We start from the raw sequence: 18,577 nt of genomic DNA, 5'->3' as shown, positions 1-18,577 counted from the left end.
GGTCAGGTTCGCCAGGCGAACGAGACGCCTCTTAGGCGGTCTTTTCCGTGATGAACTTCACGGCGTCGCCCACGGTCTGGATGTGCTCGGCGGCGTCGTCCGGGATTTCGATGTCGAACTCTTCTTCGAACGCCATCACCAGCTCAACGTTGTCGAGGCTGTCGGCGCCCAGGTCGTCGATGAAGGAAGCCTTCTCGGTGACCTTCTCGGGATCGGCATCCAGGTGTTCGATGACGATCTTACGCACGCGCTCGAGAATGTCGGACATTCTGTTCAGTCCCTCGTTATGAAATTTCGGCCCATGAACAGCGAGGCGAAAACCGCGCTATTCGCAGGGATTGTCGGGCACCGCCTATCACGTTCCTTTTCGGCTTGCTAGCGGCAGACCGAAAGAGGAACAGCGGTTTTAGATCATGGCCATGCCGCCGTTCACGTGCAAGGTCTGGCCGGTGACATAGCCGGCTTGGTCGCTGGCCAGATAAACGCACGCGGCGGCGATGTCGCTCCCCTCGCCCAGCTTGCCGGCGGGAATGGTCGACAGGATGCCGGCCTTCTGCTGCTCGTTCAGGGCGTCGGTCATCGGGCTGGCGATGAAGCCCGGGGCGACACAGTTGACGGTCACGCCCCGGCTGGCCAGTTCCTGGGCCAAGGCCTTGGAAAAGCCGATCATTCCGGCCTTCGAGGCCGCGTAGTTGGTCTGGCCGGGATTGCCGGTGACGCCCACCACCGAGGTGATGCCGATGATGCGGCCGGCCCGACGCTTCATCATGCCCTTGGCGGCGGCGCGGGCCAGGCGGAAATAGCCCTCCAGGTTGACCTTGATCACGGTCTCCCAGTCCTCGTCCTTCATACGGACGATCAGGCCGTCGCGCGTGACGCCAGCGTTGGCGATCACGATGTCCAGCGGCGCGCCGGCGGCTTCCTCGGCCTTGGCGATCAGGCCGTCGACCTGCTGGGCGTCGGACAGGTTGGCCACGACGGTCGAGGCGCGCTCGCCCAGCTCCGCCTTCAGCTCGGCCAGGGCCGATTCGCGCGTTCCGGAGAGCACGACGTGAGCGCCCTGGGCGTGCAGGGCGCGAGCGATGGCCCCGCCAATGCCGCCAGTGGCGCCGGTGACGAGGGCGGTCTTGCCGGTAAGGTCGAACATGGCGGCTTTCCTAGGCTTCTAGAGCGACTTGGCGAACGCTTCGAGGTCCGCCGGGGTGTTCAGGGGAGTCGCCTCGGCGTCCGGGGCGATGCGCTTGGCCATGCCCGACAGCACCTTGCCGGCGCCGGCCTCGGCGAAGCGGGCGACGCCGCCCGGGCCGGCCAGCCACGTCATGCTCTCGCGCCAGCGGACGCGGCCGGTGACCTGCTCGACCAGCAGCTTGCGAATGACGTCCGGGTCATGGACCGGGGCGGCGGTGACGTTGGCGACCAGCGGCGCGCGCGGCGCCAGGATCGTGGTCTTGGCCAGGGCCTCCGCCATCTCGTCGGCCGCCGGCTGCATCAGCGGGCAGTGGAACGGCGCCGAGACGTTCAGCGGAATAGCCCGGGCGCCCAGTTCCTTGGCCTTCTCGATGGCCTTGTCCACGGCGGCCTTGGCCCCCGAGATCACGACATTGCCTTGGTTGTTGTCGTTGGCCACGACGCAGACGCCGACCTCAGAACCAGCCTTGGCGGCTTCCTCGGCCAGGGCCAGGTCCGTCTTTGGGCCGATCAGCGAGGCCATGGCGCCCTCGCCCACCGGCACGGCGCGCTGCATGGCCTGGCCCCGCAGCTTCAGCAGGCGCGCGGTGTCGGCCAGGCTGATGGCGCCGGCGGCGGCCAGGGCCGAGTACTCACCCAAGCTATGGCCCGCGACGAAGGCGGCCTTGTCGATCCCAACGCCGAATTCCTTTTCCAGGGTCCGGGTCACGGCCAGGCTGACGGCCATCAGGGCCGGCTGGGCGTTCTCGGTCAGGGTCAGGTCGGTGTCGGGGCCCTCCTTCATCAGGGCGAACAGCTTCTGGCCCAGGGCGTCGTCGACCTCCTGGAACACCTCGCGAGCGCTGGCGAACGCCTCGGAAAGATCGACGCCCATGCCGACCGACTGGCTGCCCTGGCCCGGAAAAATGAAGGCGATGCTCATCGAAGCCCGCTCCGTCTTTTAAGATTCAAGGCCGCGAGGGTTAGGGGAAAGCCCGTTTCCCGGCAAGTGCGCGCGGTTCGGCGACCAAGGCTTGCAATCAGCGTCGCCGCGTCCAAAGTGCTGCCTTCCTCGTATCGGGGCCATTCATTCCTTTCGGAGTCGCGCCATGAAAACCGTTCTCGCCGGCGTCGCCGCGGCCGCCCTCGCCGTATCCTCTCCTGCCCTGGCCGCCCTGAAGGTCGGCGACAAGGCCCCCGATTTCAGCGCCAAGGCCGCCCTGGCCGGCAAGGATTTCGACTTCAACCTGGGCAAGGCGCTGAAGAAGGGCCCGGTCGTGCTGTACTTCTTCCCGGCCGCCTACACCTCGGGCTGCACCGCCGAGGCCCACGAGTTCGCGGAAGCCACCCCCGAGTTCGAAAAGCTGGGCGCCACGGTGATTGGCGTCACCGCCGGCAATGTCGACCGCATCAAGGACTTCTCCAAGGAGCACTGTCGCGACAAGTTCGCGGTGGCCGCCGCCGACAAGACCCTGGTCAAGAACTACGACGTGGCCTTGGCCATCAAGCCCGACTGGACGAACCGCACCTCCTACGTAATCGCCCCGGACGGCAAGATCCTGCTCAGCTACACCGACGGTAACTTCCAAGGTCACGTCACCAAGACCATGGACGCGGTGAAGGCCTACAAGGCCGCCAAGACGAAGTAGCCAGGCTTTTTGGCTTTCGGCCAGCCGCGCGGGTTGAGGCTCGCGCGGCGCGAGGCCCATGATCGGCCATGACCGATCTCGCCCACATCGACATCCCCGCGCTCGAACTGGGCCTGAGAGGCGTCGCCGTCGGCGCCTTCGCCGCGACCGGCGTTTCCCTGGCCGCCAGCCGCAAGATGACCCCCACGCGCTGGGTCGGCGTCTTCCTAATGGCCTCGGCAGTTTCGCACGCCTTCGAGAGCCATTTCTACTATACGCGCCATCAGCACTTCAGCTTTCTCACCTGGCTCCTGAGCTCGATGGCCGCCGGGGTGTTCTGGCTGTTCTGCTCCGTGTTGTTCGAGGACGAGCCCAAGATTCCACCCTGGCGGCTCGTCGTCCCTGGCGTGGCGCTGGCCCTTTGGCTTCCCGGCGCGTTCCTCCCGCCTTCGCCGGCCCGCGCCGTCGCCTGGTGGATTTTCGCCGCCTACTCGCTGGGGATCCACTTCCACATCCTGCTGATGACATGGCGCGGCTGGCGTATCGATCTCGTCGAGCGCCGGCGGCGTCTGCGCGCGCCGATCGCGGCCGCCGCGACGGGCTACATGCTGATCCAAACCCTGTGCGACTTCGGCCTGGGAAACGGCCCGGTGTTGCCCAGCTTGGCCCAAGCGGCGGCGCAGGCCCTGCTCGGCATCGGCTCGGCCCTGGCCCTGCTGCGCGCCGAGCCCGTGTTGGTCCAGGCCAGCGCGGCGGCCAGCGCGGCGCCCGCTCCAAAGTCCGCCGAGCCCCTCGACCTCACCCCCGCCGACCGGCTGGTCCTGGCGCGCCTGGACAAGGCGATGAACCAGAACGAGGTCTGGCGCGGCGAAGACCTGTCGATCGGAACCCTGGCCGCCTTGGTCGGCGCGCCCGAGCATCGGCTGCGCAAGCTGATCAACGGCACGCTGGGCCACCGCAATTTCGCCGACTACGTCAACGGCCGAAGAATCGAGGCGGCCAAGATCGCGCTCGCCGATCCCGAACAGGCGCTGAAATCGGTCTCGACCATCGCCTATGAGCTGGGCTTCGCCTCGCTGGGACCGTTCAACCGCGCCTTCCGGGCGGCGACCGGCGTGACTCCGACCGCCTGGCGCCAGGAGGCGACGCCCGCCCTGCCCCGCCTGCGCCTGATCGAATCCGACGAGAGCCCGCCAAAAACCGACAAACGCGCCTGATTTCGCGATCGGCGCGACGACCAGAAGCAGGGTCGCCTTCTTGGCGAGGTCCTTTTTCCTCGGGAGCCCTCGATGCTCGACACCCTCCTCGCGTTCGGTCGGCACTGGCTGACAGGCATGCAAATCGACGTCACGCGTTACATCGTCTTCTCGGTCGGCGTCTGGTTCACGTTGTGGATCGTGCTGGCCGCGCCGCTCGCCGGCCGCAAGATCCGCGAGACCCGCCCCGAGGCGCGCCAGCTGCTCATCGAGTTCGGAACCTCGATCCGCTCGATCGCCATCTTCTCGACGATCGGCCTCCTGACCTTCGGTCTGTTCCGCGTCGGCTGGCTGCCTGGGCCGCTGATCGCCAAGAGCTGGGGGCCGGTCTGGTTCTGGACAAGCCTCGTCCTGATGATCATCGCTCACGACGCCTGGTTCTACTGGACGCACCGGCTGATCCACGATCGGCGGCTGTTTCGCCGCTTCCACCGGCGGCACCACCGATCGAACAACCCCTCGCCGTTCACCGCCTACAGCTTCGACCTCGGCGAGGCGGCCATCAACGGGATCTTCGTGCCGCTCTGGATGATCCTGGTCCCGACCCAGTGGCCGGTGGTCGGCCTTTTCATGCTGCACCAGATCGTGCGCAACACGATCGGCCATTCCGGCTACGAGCTCTTCCCCGCCCGCAAGGACGGTCGGCCGCTGCTGCCTTGGATCACCACCGTGACCCACCATGACCTGCACCATGCGCAGGCGGGCTGGAACTACGGCCTGTACTTTACCTTCTGGGACAAGGTGATGGGCACCGAGCACCCGGAGTATCTGAAGCGCTTCGCCGAAGTGACGGCCCGCAAGGACCGAAAGCTGGAGGCTACCAGCTCGCCTTCACCAGCTTGACCATCAGGCGGCTGTCCTGCAGCCGCCATTGCTGCTCCCGAGGATTCACCGCGCCGCGCAGGCTGACCGTGAACTCGGCGGGAATGTCGAACGGCCGGGTCAGGCTGAGATCCACGCCCTCGTCCCCGGTCGAACCGCCACCCACGGCGATCGAGCCGATCGGCTTGCCGTCCAGGGTCAGGGACGAGCGGAGATTGGCGCGGGCCACGGGGACCTTTCCGGGGACGGCGATCGCCTGGCTGGCGTCCATGTCCATCGACACGCGCACATAGTTGGCGCGCGGCAGGATGCCGAAGCCGAACATCCTGGACACCGACGAGCGCACCCGGGCCTCGCGATCGTTCCAGGACGCGCCGACACCCATCGAGCGCTGGCCGACGCGATCGTCGTCCGGCTTCTGAACCAGGTTCAGGTCGAGCGCGTAGGTCGGGTTCTCCAGCGTGCCGACGGACTTGGCCGTGAGCGTCACCTTCTCGGTGTCGGTCGACAGGTCGAGAGGCACGGCGGCCGAGTAGCCGGTAAAGCGGCCATCCTTGGCCGAAACGGACATGGCGGGCTTCTGGACGATGACCTGAGCGTGCGCGCCGCCGGCCGCCATCGCGGCGAACAAGATCATGCCTGTACGAACGACGAGCCCCTTCATCGCTCCTTCCCTAGCATAGCCTGCCGTAGCGGCAAGTCCTGACAAGTCTATTTGCCGACCTTGTCGAAGCCGTCCAACTTCTTCGCGATCCGCGCGGCGAGGTCGGCCTGAATTTCCGGCGCGATTTCAACCATCACCTTCGTGGCGGCGGGCCCGAGAAGCGGCATCTTTTTCAGCACTGACTGGCCTATCGGGCTTTCGTAGAAATCGACCACCGCCTGTAATTCCTGTTCAGAATAGACCTCGGCGTATGCTGGCACGAGCTTATCCACCACCCGGCTCATCAGACCGCTGTCCACCACCTCGCCGACCGCCTCGGTCAGCGCTCCGCTCAGCATCGTCTTCTGTTGGTCGCTCAGGGTCTTCCGCTGTGCGACAGTCATGTCCATTTCTTGCTGAAGCACGCTCCGTATCAAAGGAGCCATCGTCTGTTCGACATGCATGGCCGCCACCATCCGTCGGGTCAGCGCCAAGGCCTTGGCCGAGGGCTCGGCCGAAGCGGCTGCGGGCGCGGCGAGCGCGCAGGTCAGGGCCAGCAGGGTCAGGAACTTCCGCATCTCGCGCTCTCCGACTAGGACGGATCGACAGCTAGGCAAGCTCAACCAAGAGTCGCAAGTCCAAAGCTTCCTTGCCTTTCCGCCCCATCTCCTGTAGTAGCGCGCGTTCTCACGGAAGGCGGTCTTGCGCGCACCCATCCGGGACCGGGGTTTCCCCGCTCGGCGCGCCGGATCCATCGTGGTCGACGGACTTCCGTCGTCGTCCGCGCCGCCTTCCATAACGGAAGAAGGAAAACATGGCGTTCTACGAACACGTGGTCATCGCGCGGCAGGACATCTCGCCGCAACAGGCCGAAGCTCTGAACGAGCAACTCAAAGCCCTGATCGAAGAGAATGGCGGTCACATCGCCAAGATCGAGTACTGGGGCCTGCGTAACCTCACCTACCGCATCAAGAAGAACCGCAAGGGCCACTACTCCCTGCTCGCGATCGACGCCCCGGCGCCGGCCGTGAAGGAAATGGAGCGCCAGCTGCTCATCAACGAAGATGTGCTGCGCTTCATGACCATCCGCGTGGAAGAGCTGGACCTCGAGCTGTCGCCCGTGCTGGCCCGTCGCGATCGCGGCGACCGCCCGGAGCGTCCGCGCGAAGAGTTCGCGGCGTAAGGGAGAAATAGATCATGACCGATACGACCGCTCCCGAAGCCGGCGCTCCGGCCGCCGCCGCTGGCGGCGCCCGCCGCCCGTTCTTCCGTCGCCGCAAGGTTTGCCCGTTCTCGGGCGCCAACGCGCCGAAGATCGACTACAAGGACGTGAAGCTGCTGCAGCGCTACGTCTCCGAACGCGGCAAGATCGTGCCGTCGCGCATCACCGCGGTGTCGGCCAAGAAGCAACGCGAACTGGCCAAGGCCATCAAGCGCGCCCGCTTCCTGGCTCTGCTCCCCTACGTCGTGAAGTAAGGGAGACGCCACGATGAAAGTCATTCTGCTCGAACGCGTTGAAGGCACCGGCGTCCTCGGCGACGAAGTCACCGTCAAGGACGGCTTCGCCCGGAACTACCTGCTGCCCCGCGGCAAGGCCCTGCGCGCCACCAAGGCGAACCTGGCCCACTTCGAAGCGCAACGCGCCGAGATCGAAGCCCGCAACGTCAAGAACCGCGAATCGGCCGCCAAGAACGGCGAAGCGCTGGACGGCACGCAGTACATCCTGATCCGTCAGGCCGGCGAAAGCGGCCAGCTGTACGGTTCGGTCGCTGGCCGCGACGTCGCCGACGCCATCAAGGCCGAAGGCGGCAAGGTCGACCGCTCGATGGTCGTGCTGGACAAGCCGATCAAGACGCTGGGCGTCCACGAAGTGAAAGTGAAGCTGCACGCCGAAGTGACCATCACGGTCACTCTGAACATCGCGCGCAGCCAGGACGAAGCCGAGCGCCAAGCGCGCGGCGAGAACGTCATCGCCTCGCAATTCGAGGAAGAACGCGCCGCCGAAGCCGAAGCCGCCCAGGACCTTCTGGAAGGCGGCGCCGGCTCGCAAGAAGGCGACTACGAAGCCTAAGTCCTTACGGATCAAAAGCTTTTCCAATGAGACGGCGCGGAGCGATCCGCGCCGTTTTTTTCTGCGCCGCAGCATAGAAATGTTCGACTTGTAGCTTTCGTGACAAGCTCCCATGTTCTCGATTGGGGGCGATCAAGACCCCCGCCTCGGGGCGAGAAGACGCGTGTCTCCGTCCCGGCCACGAGAGGGGATTTCTCATGCGTTACAGAGCTTTGCTGCTGGCGGCCGCCTCGCTGACGGCCTTTACCGCCACCGCCCACGCCCAGACCGCTGCGCCGGCCGCGGATGAGGCCACGGTCGAACAGATCGTCGTCACCGGCACCCGGGTCGCACGGTCGCGTCTGGACACCGTCTCGCCCGTCGACATCGTCGACAACAAGGCGCTGACCCGTCAGGGCACGCCGGAGCTGGCCCAGGCCCTGGCCAATCTGGCGCCGTCGATCGACTTCCCCCGTCCCGCCGTGACCGACGGCACCGACTCGGTGCGCCCGGCCACCCTGCGCGGCCTGTCGCCGGACCAAACCCTGGTGCTGTTGAACGGCCACCGCGCCCACACCTCGGCCCTGGTCAACATCAACGGCTCGATCGGTCGCGGCTCGGCCCCTTTCGACCTGAACACCATCCCCACCGCCGCCCTGCAGAGCGTCGAAATCCTGCGTGAAGGCGCCGCGGCCCAATACGGCTCGGACGCCATCGCCGGCGTCATCAACCTGCGCCTGCGCGAGGCGCGCTCCGGCGGCGGCGCGACCGCCACCTATGGGGTCTACAACACCAATATCGAGACCACGCGCAACACCTCGGGTCGCCACGCCAACGACGGCCCGACCTACAGCGCGTCGCTCTGGCAAGGCTTCGCCCTGCCCAACGACGGCTTCCTGACGGTGACGGGCGAGTATTCCTACCGCAACCCGACCAACCGCTCGGACCTCGACCCGCGCGTCACGCCAAACAAGGTCACCGGCATCTATGGCGACCCGCAGGTCGAGACCAAGACGGTCTACGCCAATTTCGGCCTGCCGGTGAACGACAGCTGGAAACTCTACGGCCTGGCCGGCTACCAGAACCGCAAGGGTCAGAGCGCGGCCTTCCCGCGCCTTGCCGACAACGCCAACAACTATGTGTCGGTCTATCCGAACGGCTACATCCCGAAGATCACCACCGATATCGACGACTACAACGCCGAGTTCGGCGCCAAGGGCGACATCGCCGGCTTCACCGTCGACGCCTCGGTGAACTACGGCAGCAACAAGGTTAAGTACGGCACGATCAACTCGATCAACGCCTCGCTGGGCCCGTCCTCGCCGACCTCGTTCAAGGACGGCTCGATGCAGTACGGTCAGACGGTCGCCGCCATCGACGTCAACCGTCCGCTCGAGCTGTTCCACTTCGCCAAGCCCAGCACCCTGGCCTTCGGCGTCGAGTACCGGGACGAGACCTACAAGATCAAGGCGGGCGAGACGGCCTCTTGGGTCAATGGCGGCAACGGCAAGGGCGCCGGCGCGCAAGGCTTCCCGGGCTTCCGTCCGACCAACGCCGTCGACGTCAGCCGCCACTCGACCAGCCTCTATGCCGACCTCGATAACCAGGTCACCGACAAGTTCGACGTGGACCTGGCCGTCCGCTACGAGGACTATTCGGATTTCGGCTCGACCACGATCGGCAAGATCGCCGCGCGCTACGACCTGACCGACAGCTTCGCGATCCGCGGGGCCTATTCGTCGGGCTTCCGCGCCCCGGCCCTGCAACAGCAGTACTTCACCACCACGTCGATCAACATTATCGGCGGCGCGGCGGTGGACGTCGGCACCTTCCCGGCCACCAGCGCCACGGCGGCCGCCCTCGGCGCCAAGCCGCTGGAACCGGAAAAGTCCAAGAACTACTCGTTCGGCGCCGTCTACCACAAAGGCCCGTTCGAGCTGACGGTCGACGCCTATCAGATCGACATCAACAACCGGATCGTGCTGTCGGAGAACATCCAGGGCTCGGCGACCGGCACCCCGACCCAGCAGGCGATCTACAGCCTGCTGCAGCCGTTCGGCGTCACCACGGCCCGCTTCTTCATCAACGGCGTCGAGACCAAGACCAAGGGCGTCGACATCGTCGGCCGCTATCGCCTGGACGCCGACGAGGCCGGCCGCTTCGACCTGACCCTGGCGGCCAACTTCAACGACACCAAGGTCGACAAGGTGCCCACCACCTCGACCCTGTCGTCCCTGCCCGTACCGCCCTCGCTGTTCGCCCGCGTCAACGTGGCGACCTACGAGCAAGGCACGCCGGACAAGAAGTTCGTGGCCTCCGGCGAGTGGACCAACGGCCCCTGGGGCGCGACCCTGAAGGGCGCCTTCTATGGCTCGGTGCTCATTCCCAACTCCAACCAGGCCCTCGACTACCGTTCGGGCGACCATACGGTGTGGGATCTGGAAGCCCGCTACACCTTCCTGAAGAAGGTCACCTGGGCGGTCGGGGCCAACAACCTGTTCGATGAGTATCCGAACCGGGCCCCGGCGGCGGTCAACACGACCGGCGTCGTCGGCTTCCCCGGCTTCTCGCCGTTCGGCTTCAATGGCCGCTTCCTCTACACCCGCCTCAGCTACAGCTGGTAAGCGGACGGCCTTTCAAGGCCGCGAAGGCTTGGGCCCGGAGAGCGATCTCCGGGCCCTTTTTATTATCCGCACGTCAGAAGCGGACGCCCGTTCCAGCCGTCCCCTTGCCGGTCCCGAAGAACCAGAACATACACAGAACATCCCCGTTCATCTGAACCGGCGCGACCATCCGACCCGAGCGCCGGAGCCCCAGTCGCGTTAATTTATTCCGATGTCTCTCGTACCCGCGCTCGATCTCGTTCTCCCCGGTCTTCCCGAGCCCACGATCAACGTGACGCCGCACAACATGGAAGCCGAGCAAGCGCTGCTGGGCATCCTGCTGTACGACAACGCCGCCTACGAGCGTCTCAGCGACAACCTGCAAGCCCGTTGCTTCTACGAGCCGTTTCACCAGCGGCTGTTCCAGGCCATCGAGACCCACGTTCGCAAGGGTCAGCTGGCCGAGCCGATCCTGCTGGCCGACGAGTTCAAGAACGATCCGGCGTTCCAGGAGCTGGGCGGCCTGCGTTATCTGGCCGACCTCGTCGATCGCGCCCCTCCGGCCGCCAATGTCGGCGACTACGCCCGCGTGATCTTCGACCTGTCGCTGCGCCGGGAGCTGATCCGGATCGGCGGCGACATCGCCACGGCGGCTCAAGGCGGCGGCGAGGAAAAGCGATCGGCCCGCGACCAGATCGAGGCCGCCGAACAGAGCCTCTACAGCCTGGCCGAAAGCGGCGCGGCCTCCTCGGGCTTCGTCTCGTTCGGTGACGCCCTGCGCGGCGCGGTGGAGATGACCGCCGAGGCCTACAGCCGCGATGGCGGCATGTCGGGCATCGCCACCGACCTGATCGACCTCGACCAGAAGATCGGCGGCCTGCACCCGTCCGACCTCGTGGTTCTGGCCGGCCGTCCGTCGATGGGCAAGACCGCGCTGGCGACCAATATCGCCTTCAACATCGCCAAGAAATACGCCTACGAGATCCAGCCCGACGGAACGAAGAAGACCGTCCAGGGCGGCGTCGTGGCCTTCTATTCATTGGAAATGAGCGCCGAGCAGCTGGCGCTGCGTATGCTGGCCGACGCCTCGGGCGTGTCGGGCGACCGCCTCCGCAAGGGCGAGATCGACGCCTCGGAGTTCGGACGAGTCCGCGACGCGGCGATGGAGCTCCAAAACGCGCCGCTCTACATCGACGCCACCGGCGGCATCTCGATCGCCAAGCTGACCGCGCGCGCCCGTCGCCTGAAGCGCCAGGTGGGCCTGGATCTGATCGTCGTCGACTACCTGCAGCTGGTCACCGGCTCGGACCTCGGAGCCAACGCGAACCGGGTGCAGGAAGTCTCGCAGATCACCATGGGTCTGAAGGCCCTCGCGAAAGAGCTGGCCTGTCCGGTCATCGCCCTGTCGCAGCTGTCGCGTCAGGTGGAAGCCCGCGACGATAAACGGCCCCAGCTGTCCGACCTGCGGGAGTCGGGCTCGATCGAGCAGGATGCCGACATGGTCTGGTTCGTCTATCGCGAGGCCTACTATGTGGGCCGCGCCGAACCGCGCGAGGGCACGCCCGAACACCTGACCTGGCAGGAGGAGATGGATCGCCTGCAAGGCCTGGCCGAGGTCATCATCGCCAAACAGCGTCACGGCCCCATCGGCACCGTGCGCCTGTCGTTCAACAGCGACACCACCCGCTTCGGCAACCTGGCCAAGGACCACTACTTCGCCCAGGCGCGGAATATTCCGTCGGACGAGTAGAACACCAACACGCCGATCTCCCCGGCGAATGCCGGGGTCCAGATGGAAGAGCGCTGAAGTGGGTTATATAGGCTCCGTGTTCTTCCAATCATCCCCAGCGCCATGAGATCTGGACCCCGGCATTCGCCGGGGAGTTCAGGTTTTGGATGTGGTTTGACTAAGACCCATCGCCCAAGCCACGGTCGCCATCCCGCCTTCCACCCCGACGAGTCTCATGGATTTCAGCCCCCTGCCCACCTCCAGCCTGGTCGGCGCCTTCCTGCTGGCGTTTCCGGCGCTGTTCTCGATCGTCAATCCGGTCGGAGCCTCGCTGATCTTCGACCAGGCCATGGGCGGCCGGCCCCGGCCGGAACGGCTGAAGCTGGCCCGCCAGATCGGGCTCTACGCCTTCCTGGTGCTGCTGGGCTCGCTGCTGCTGGGCGGCTACATCCTGAACTTCTTCGGCGTCAGCCTGGGCGCCCTGCGGGTGGCCGGCGGCCTAGTCGTCGCCATCCGCGCCTGGGGCCTGTTGATGGACCCGCAGGAGAACGAGGAGCGCAAGACCAGCCAGACCGAACCGGCACAGACCCACGAGGACGTGGCGTTCTTTCCGCTGACCATGCCCTTCACCACGGGTCCAGGTTCGATCTCGGTGGCCATCGCGCTGTCGTCACAGCGCCCGACCGAAGGCAGCGCCGTCGCGCCCTTCTTCATCGGCGCTGGACTGGCGGCGGCGCTGGTGGCGATCATGGTCTGGCTGCTCTACAGCGCGTCCGAGCGGGTCATGCGCCTGCTGGGCCCCGGCGGCGCCCGGGTGCTGTCGCGCCTCGTGGCCTTCCTTCTGCTGTGCATCGGCGTCCAGATCATCGCCTCGGGCGCGGAGAGCCTGGTGGCCAAGTTCATGGCCGCTCACCACGGCTAAACCGTTGAACCCGGGGTCCGCCTCGGCTACGCCCTCGCCCGTGACCGACCTCCACGACGCCCGCCTGACCATCGACCTCGACGCGGTCGCCGCCAACTTCGCGGCCCTGAAGGCGCGCGCCGGCGATCAGGAGCTGGCGCCGGCGGTCAAGGCCGACGCCTACGGACTGGGCGCGGCGCGCGTCGCCGACCGGCTTTGGGCCGAGGGCGCGCGGTCCTTCTACGTCGCGCGGCTGGCCGAGGGCGTGGCCCTGCGCGCGGCGCTCGGCGACCGCGCGGCGGCGATCTATGTCCTGGACGGCGCCACGCCCGGCGCCGGCGACGCCCTGGAAGGCGCGGATCTGATCCCCGTGCTCAACAGCCTGCCGCAGATCGAGGCCTGGAACGCCCAGGCGCGATCGGGGCGTCTGAAGGCCGCCCTGCATCTCGACACCGGCATGAACCGCCTGGGCCTGCGCCCCGAGGAGCTGAAGGTGCTGCTCGGCGCCACCGATCGGCTGAAGCGGCTGGACCTTGATCTGGTCATCAGCCACCTGGCCTGCGCCGATGTTCCGGACCATCCGATGAACGCCCGCCAGCGAGAGCGCTTCGCCGAGGCGGTCGCCCTGCTTCCAGACGCCCGCAAGAGCTTCGCCAACTCCGCCGGCCTGTTCCTGGGCGAGGCCTATCGCTTCGATCAGGCCCGGCCGGGGATCAGCCTCTATGGCGGCGGACCGGAAGGGCGGCCCCATCCCGAGATCCGAGCGGTCGCGACCGTGGAAGCCCCGATCCTGCAGGTCCGGGTCGTGCCGCGCGGCGAAACCGTCGGCTACGGCGCGACCTGGACGGCGCCCGAGACGACGCGCATCGCCATTGTCGGCGCGGGCTACGCCGACGGCGTGCCGCGCGCCAGCCCGCCGAACGGCGAGGTCTGGTTCGACGGCGCGCGCCGACCGATGCGCGGGCGCATCTCGATGGACCTCATGGCCATCGACGTCACCGACTGCGACGCGGCGCGCCCGGGCGCGATGGTCGAACTGCTGGGGCCGAACCTGCCGGTCGACGACGCGGCGGCGGCGGCCAACGCCACCGCCTATGAGTTGTTGACCCACATCGCGCCCCGCGCGCGACGGATCTATCGCTGATCCCACGTCCGGCTTTGGCGCACGCCGCCGCCAGCCTGTAGTCTCCCGTCATCCGAGAATCAGGAGACCCCATGGCCCGCGACGGCGCCGTCTACGCTTGCCAGTCCTGTGGCGCGGTTCAGACCAAGTGGTCCGGCCAATGCCCCGCCTGCCAGAGCTGGAACACCCTGGTCGAGGAGGTCGGCGCCAAGCCGCCGGGGGCGCTGTCGACAACCAAGGCGACGCGCGTGCGCGGTCTGCAATTCACCGGCCTGGAGAGCGAGACCGCCCCGCCGCCTCGACTGATGACCGGCGTCGACGAGTTTGACCGCGTCTGCGGCGGCGGCGTTGTGCCCGGCTCGGCGATCCTGATCGGCGGCGACCCGGGCGTGGGCAAGTCCACCCTGCTGCTGCAGGTCTGCGCCAGCGCCGCCCAGCGCGGCGTCGCCTGCGCCTATATCTCGGGCGAGGAGGCGGTCGAGCAGATCCGGGGCCGCGCCGATCGGATGGGCCTGGCTAAGGCCAATGTCAGCCTGGCCGCCGAGACCTCGCTGCGCGACATTCTGGACGGCCTCAAGCGCGACAGCTTCGACCTGGTGGTCATCGACTCGATCCAGACCCTGTGGAGCGACGCCCACGAGGCTGGCCCCGGCACGGTCACCCAGGTCCGCGCCTGCGCCACCGAACTGGTGCGGCTGGCCAAGAAGAAGGGCGTGGCGATCCTGCTGGTCGGCCACGTCACCAAGGACGGACAGATCGCCGGCCCGCGCGTGGTCGAGCACCTGGTCGACGCGGTCCTGGCCTTCGAGGGCGAGCGGGGCTATCCGTTCCGCATCCTGCGCGGCGCCAAGAACCGCTTCGGGGCCACCGACGAGATCGGCGTCTTCGAGATGGGCGATGTCGGCCTGCGCGAGGTCAAGAACCCCTCGGCCCTGTTCCTGAACGAAGGCGGCGAGCGCGCGGCCGGCGCGGCGGTGTTCGCCGGCATCGAGGGGTCGCGCCCGGTGCTGGTCGAGTTTCAAGCTCTGGTGGCGCCGTCCGCCTATGGGACGCCGCGCCGGGCGGTCGTCGGTTGGGACTCCGGACGCCTGGCCATGGTGCTCGCCGTCCTGGAGGCCCGATGCGGCCTTGGTTTTGGCGACAAGGACGTCTATCTGAACGTCGCCGGCGGCCTGCGCATCACCGAACCGGCGGCGGATCTCGCGGCGGCGGCGGCCCTGGCCTCCTCGGCCTTGGACGTCGCCCTGCCCCAGGATTGCGTCGTGTTCGGCGAACTGAGCCTGTCGGGCGAGGTCCGCGCCGTCAGTCGGATGGAGACGCGTTTGAAGGAAGCCGCGAAACTGGGATTTGGCCGGGCCTTGGGTCCCTTGGCCGGCCTCCCCGAAGGCGGCGGCTCCCTGCCCGTGGCGGGCGTCGCGCGCCTGACCGACGCCGTCCGCCGCATCGGCGACGAGATCTGGAGCAGCCTGACGTGACGCCGTTCGACATCATCGCCGGACTTCTGCTGCTGGTCTCGGCCGTGATGGGCTGGCTGCGCGGCGCCTCGCGCGAGCTGACCTCGGCCTTGTCCTTCATGCTGGCGGCGGCGATCGCCCTGTTCGGCCTGCGGATCAGCGGTCCGATCTTCCGCAAGCTCATGGACCCCGACTGGGCCGCCACGGGCGCGGCCGTGGTGGTGGTGTTCGTCGTCTTCTATCTGATCTTCCGCCTGGTCGGCGCCAACCTGACCCGGCGCCTGCAGGAAAGCTCGGCCGGCGGCGCGCTGGACCGGGGCGTGGGCGCGACCTTCGGCCTGGTCCGCGCCTGCGTGGTGCTGGGCGTCTTCAACCTGCTGCTGCACCTGGCCACGCCGCCGGATCGGATGCCGCATTGGGTCGAGGATTCCGTGTTCTACCCCGTCTCCGAAGTCAGCGGAAAAGTGCTCAAGGTCTTCGCCCCCAAGGGCAAGGCCCTGGCCGGAAAGCTGGCGCCGGCGATCGAGGACGCCGTCCACGATGGCGGCGACAATCCGTCCGGCGAGACCTCGTCCGGAAAAGGCTATGATCAGAACCAGCGTCGGAAGCTCGACGACCTGGTGGAGAAATCGCGATGACCTTCCTGGGCCAATCGACCGACCGCTATTCCTCGGCGCCCTGGCGCGATCCGGAAGACGACACGCTGCGTCTGGAATGCGGCGTCTTCGGCGTGTTCGGCGCGCGCGAGGCGGCCGCCATCGCCGCCCTGGGTCTGCACGCCCTGCAGCATCGCGGCCAGGAAGCCTGCGGCATCGCCGCCTTCGACGGCAACCGCTTCCACACCGAGCGCCATATGGGCCACGTCGGCGACGCCTTCACCGGTTCGGATCTGGTGCAGCGCCTGCCCGGCAACATGGCGATCGGCCACACCCGCTACTCCACGGCCGGCGGCAGCTTCATCCGCAACGTCCAGCCGATGTTCGCCGACCTGGAGACCGGCGGCGTCGCCCTGGCCCACAACGGCAACCTGACCAACTTCCTGACCCTGCGCGAGCGCCTGGTGCAGGAAGGCGCGATCTTCCAGTCGACCTCGGACTCGGAGGTGATCCTTCATCTGATCGCCCGGTCGCGAAAGGCCAAAATCGTCGACCGTTTCGTCGACGCCATCAGCCAGATCGAAGGCGGCTATGCCCTGGTGGCCATCACCAACAAGAAGATGATCGGCGTGCGCGATCCCCTCGGCATCCGGCCGCTGGTGCTGGGAGATCTCGACGGCCAGCCGGTGCTGGCCTCCGAGACCTGCGCCCTCGACATGATCGGCGCGCGCTTCGTCCGCGACATCGAGCACGGCGAAATGGTGGTGATCGAGGAGACCGGCGTCACCTCGTCCAAGCCGTTTCAGACCCTGCCGGCTCGTCCGTGCGTGTTCGAATATGTCTATTTCGCCCGTCCCGACAGCGTCGTGAACGGCCGCTCGGTCTATGGCGTGCGCAAGCGCATGGGTCAGACCCTGGCCAAGGAAACCGGCGTGGAGGCCGACGTCGTGGTGCCGGTTCCCGACAGCGGCGTTCCGGCGGCGCTGGGCTATGCCCAGGAAAGCGGCCTGCCGTTCGAGATGGGCATCATCCGCAATCACTATGTGGGCCGCACCTTCATCCAGCCCACCCAAGGCGTTCGCGAGCTGGGCGTGCGCATGAAGCACAGCCCCAACCGCGCCATCCTGGCCGGCAAGCGCGTGGTGCTGATCGACGACTCGATCGTGCGCGGCACGACCTCGCTGAAAATCGTCCGCATGGTCCGCGAGGCCGGCGCGACGGAGGTTCACCTCCGCTCGGCCAGCCCGCCGATCAAGTGGCCCGACTTCTACGGCATCGACATGCCCGAGCGCGAACAGCTGCTGGCGGCCAACAAGTCGCTGGAAGAGATGGCCAAGTTCCTGGAAGTGGACTCGCTGGGCTTCCTGTCGGTCGATGGGCTGTACGAGGCTCTGGAGGCCGGTCCGCGCGATCCGGCCACCCCGCAGTTCACCGACCACTATTTCACCGGCGACTACCCTACCCGCCTGACCGACCGCGAGATCGCGGAGGGGCGCAACGAAACCAATGACAAGCAGCTTTCGCTGCTGGTCAGCGCGTGACATACCCCTCGTCCCGCCGGAAGTCGGCGGGACGGGGAATTGGTCATGGGTTTCAAAAGCCTGCTCGATAAGCTGAAGCTCGAGCCCTACGTCATTGCGCTGTTCGGCATGGTGGTGCTGGCCTCGATCCTGCCGGTGCGCGGCGCGGCGGCGCACGGGCTGGCGCTGATCGTCAAGCTGGCCATCGCCCTGCTGTTCTTCCTGCACGGGGCCAAGCTGTCGCGCGAGAACGTGGTGGCCGGCGCCACTCACTGGCGTCTGCACCTGACGATTCTCGGCTTCACCTTCGTGCTGTTCCCGCTGCTGGGGCTGGCGATCAGCCAGGTCGGCGTCCTGCCGCCGACGCTCGCCGCGGGCGTGCTCTTCCTCTCTTGCCTGCCGTCGACCGTGCAGTCCTCGATCGCCTTCACCTCGATCGCGCGCGGCAATGTCGCCGCGGCGGTCGTGGCGGCCAGCGCCTCGAACCTCTTTGGCATCTTCATCACCCCGCTGTTGGTGGGTCTGCTGATGCACACCCAAGGCGACGCATCGGGCGGCTGGAAGTCAGTCCAGGACATCATCGTCCAACTCTTGCTGCCGTTCATCGCCGGTCAGCTGGCCCGACCGCTGGTTGGTCCGTGGATCGACAAGCACAAGAAGCTGATCGGCTACGTCGACCGGGGATCGATCCTGCTGGTTGTCTATTCGGCGTTCAGCGAGGCCGTGGTCGGCGGCATCTGGCACAAGATCTCGCCGCTGACCCTCCTGATACTGCTGGCGGTCAACGGAACGCTGCTGGCCATCGTCCTGGCCGCCACGACCTTCGGCGCCCGGGCCATGGGCTTCGATCCGGCCGACGAGAAAGCCATCACCTTCTGCGGCTCCAAGAAGAGCCTGGCCACCGGCGTGCCGATGGCCGGCATCCTGTTCCCGGGCCCGACCGCCGGCGTCATCGTGCTGCCGCTGATGATCTTCCACCAGATTCAGCTGATGGCCTGTTCGGTGATCGCCCAGCACTACGCTAAGAAGGCCCAGGAAGCTTAAGGGACTTCCGATGGTTCCCGTCCGCCCTTCCCTGCTCTAGA

Annotated in this window: 19 protein-coding genes; 14 read left to right on the top strand and 5 right to left on the bottom strand. The window is 67.0% G+C overall.

The genetic code is table 11. From position 1 onward, the window contains the following. Positions 1-31: 31 nt before the first annotated feature. The 3 genes from OR37_RS00345 to fabD form a co-directional block, all read right to left on the bottom strand. Positions 32-268 (bottom strand): acyl carrier protein, encoded by a 237-nt coding sequence (locus OR37_RS00345; RefSeq protein ID WP_004615098.1) that lies wholly within the window; start codon positions 266-268, stop codon positions 32-34. A gap of 138 nt (positions 269-406) precedes the next feature. Next, positions 407-1,147, bottom strand: a complete 741-nt coding sequence (fabG, locus tag OR37_RS00340; RefSeq protein ID WP_004615097.1) for a 3-oxoacyl-[acyl-carrier-protein] reductase — start codon at positions 1,145-1,147, stop codon at positions 407-409. Positions 1,148-1,165: 18 nt separating this feature from the next. Continuing rightward, on the bottom strand, positions 1,166-2,110 hold the full coding sequence (fabD, locus tag OR37_RS00335; protein WP_004615096.1) for an ACP S-malonyltransferase: 945 nt from the start codon (positions 2,108-2,110) through the stop codon (positions 1,166-1,168). 166 nt (positions 2,111-2,276) lie between these two features. On the opposite strand from fabD, the gene OR37_RS00330 reads away from it, so the two are divergent. From OR37_RS00330 to OR37_RS00320, 3 genes are all read left to right on the top strand, one after another. Next, positions 2,277-2,816 (top strand): peroxiredoxin, encoded by a 540-nt coding sequence (locus OR37_RS00330; RefSeq protein ID WP_004615095.1) that lies wholly within the window; start codon positions 2,277-2,279, stop codon positions 2,814-2,816. A gap of 68 nt (positions 2,817-2,884) precedes the next feature. Next, the gene (locus OR37_RS00325) at positions 2,885-4,012 is read left to right on the top strand and encodes a helix-turn-helix domain-containing protein (RefSeq protein ID WP_004615094.1); all 1,128 of its coding nucleotides are present in this window, start codon (positions 2,885-2,887) and stop codon (positions 4,010-4,012) included. A gap of 72 nt (positions 4,013-4,084) precedes the next feature. Then, positions 4,085-4,894 (top strand): sterol desaturase family protein, encoded by an 810-nt coding sequence (locus OR37_RS00320; protein WP_004615093.1) that lies wholly within the window; start codon positions 4,085-4,087, stop codon positions 4,892-4,894. Here the strand turns inward: OR37_RS00320 and OR37_RS00315 are convergent. Both OR37_RS00315 and OR37_RS00310 read right to left on the bottom strand, forming a co-directional pair. Beyond that, positions 4,869-5,510: a hypothetical protein gene (locus OR37_RS00315; RefSeq protein WP_085953243.1), complete on the bottom strand. Its 642-nt coding sequence runs from the start codon at positions 5,508-5,510 to the stop codon at positions 4,869-4,871. The two genes, OR37_RS00320 and OR37_RS00315, sit on opposite strands and share 26 nt — an antisense overlap. Positions 5,511-5,584: 74 nt before the next feature. Beyond that, positions 5,585-6,094: a DUF2059 domain-containing protein gene (locus OR37_RS00310; protein WP_004615091.1), complete on the bottom strand. Its 510-nt coding sequence runs from the start codon at positions 6,092-6,094 to the stop codon at positions 5,585-5,587. 236 nt (positions 6,095-6,330) lie between these two features. On the opposite strand from OR37_RS00310, the gene rpsF reads away from it, so the two are divergent. The 11 genes from rpsF (at position 6,331) to OR37_RS00255 (ending at position 18,536) form a co-directional block, all read left to right on the top strand. After that, the gene (gene rpsF / locus OR37_RS00305) at positions 6,331-6,699 is read left to right on the top strand and encodes a 30S ribosomal protein S6 (RefSeq protein ID WP_004615090.1); all 369 of its coding nucleotides are present in this window, start codon (positions 6,331-6,333) and stop codon (positions 6,697-6,699) included. A gap of 14 nt (positions 6,700-6,713) precedes the next feature. Beyond that, positions 6,714-6,992 carry a 30S ribosomal protein S18 gene (gene rpsR / locus OR37_RS00300; protein WP_004615089.1) on the top strand — a complete coding sequence of 93 codons (279 nt, stop codon included), beginning with the start codon at positions 6,714-6,716 and terminating at the stop codon, positions 6,990-6,992. Between the two features lie 13 nt (positions 6,993-7,005). Continuing rightward, positions 7,006-7,587, top strand: a complete 582-nt coding sequence (gene rplI / locus OR37_RS00295) for a 50S ribosomal protein L9 (protein ID WP_004615087.1) — start codon at positions 7,006-7,008, stop codon at positions 7,585-7,587. Positions 7,588-7,784: 197 nt separating this feature from the next. Continuing rightward, a complete protein-coding gene (locus OR37_RS00290) occupies positions 7,785-10,190 on the top strand; it encodes a TonB-dependent receptor plug domain-containing protein (protein WP_004615086.1) in 2,406 nt (801 codons plus the stop codon). Positions 10,191-10,395: 205 nt separating this feature from the next. Continuing rightward, positions 10,396-11,919 (top strand): replicative DNA helicase, encoded by a 1,524-nt coding sequence (locus OR37_RS00285; protein WP_035016774.1) that lies wholly within the window; start codon positions 10,396-10,398, stop codon positions 11,917-11,919. A gap of 214 nt (positions 11,920-12,133) precedes the next feature. Beyond that, entirely contained in the window at positions 12,134-12,820 is a 687-nt protein-coding gene (locus tag OR37_RS00280) for a MarC family protein (RefSeq protein ID WP_004615084.1), read from the top strand. A 40-nt stretch (positions 12,821-12,860) separates the two neighbouring features. Beyond that, positions 12,861-13,943, top strand: a complete 1,083-nt coding sequence (gene alr / locus OR37_RS00275) for an alanine racemase (RefSeq protein WP_004615081.1) — start codon at positions 12,861-12,863, stop codon at positions 13,941-13,943. Positions 13,944-14,014: 71 nt separating this feature from the next. Continuing rightward, positions 14,015-15,397, top strand: a complete 1,383-nt coding sequence (gene radA, locus OR37_RS00270; RefSeq protein WP_004615080.1) for a DNA repair protein RadA — start codon at positions 14,015-14,017, stop codon at positions 15,395-15,397. Next, on the top strand, positions 15,394-16,014 hold the full coding sequence (locus OR37_RS00265) for a CvpA family protein (protein ID WP_004615079.1): 621 nt from the start codon (positions 15,394-15,396) through the stop codon (positions 16,012-16,014). Before radA ends, OR37_RS00265 begins: the two co-directional genes overlap by 4 nt. Then, on the top strand, positions 16,011-17,513 hold the full coding sequence (gene purF, locus OR37_RS00260) for an amidophosphoribosyltransferase (protein ID WP_004615078.1): 1,503 nt from the start codon (positions 16,011-16,013) through the stop codon (positions 17,511-17,513). Before OR37_RS00265 ends, purF begins: the two co-directional genes overlap by 4 nt. Positions 17,514-17,558: 45 nt before the next feature. After that, positions 17,559-18,536 (top strand): bile acid:sodium symporter family protein, encoded by a 978-nt coding sequence (locus OR37_RS00255; RefSeq protein ID WP_004615077.1) that lies wholly within the window; start codon positions 17,559-17,561, stop codon positions 18,534-18,536. The last annotated feature ends 41 nt before the right edge of the window (positions 18,537-18,577 follow it).

The organism is Caulobacter vibrioides OR37, assembly GCF_000372645.1.
Classification (GTDB): Bacteria; Pseudomonadota; Alphaproteobacteria; order Caulobacterales; family Caulobacteraceae; genus Caulobacter; species Caulobacter vibrioides_E.
Note: the sequence above shows the minus strand (reverse complement) of the source record. Positions and strands in the feature narration are given on the sequence as shown.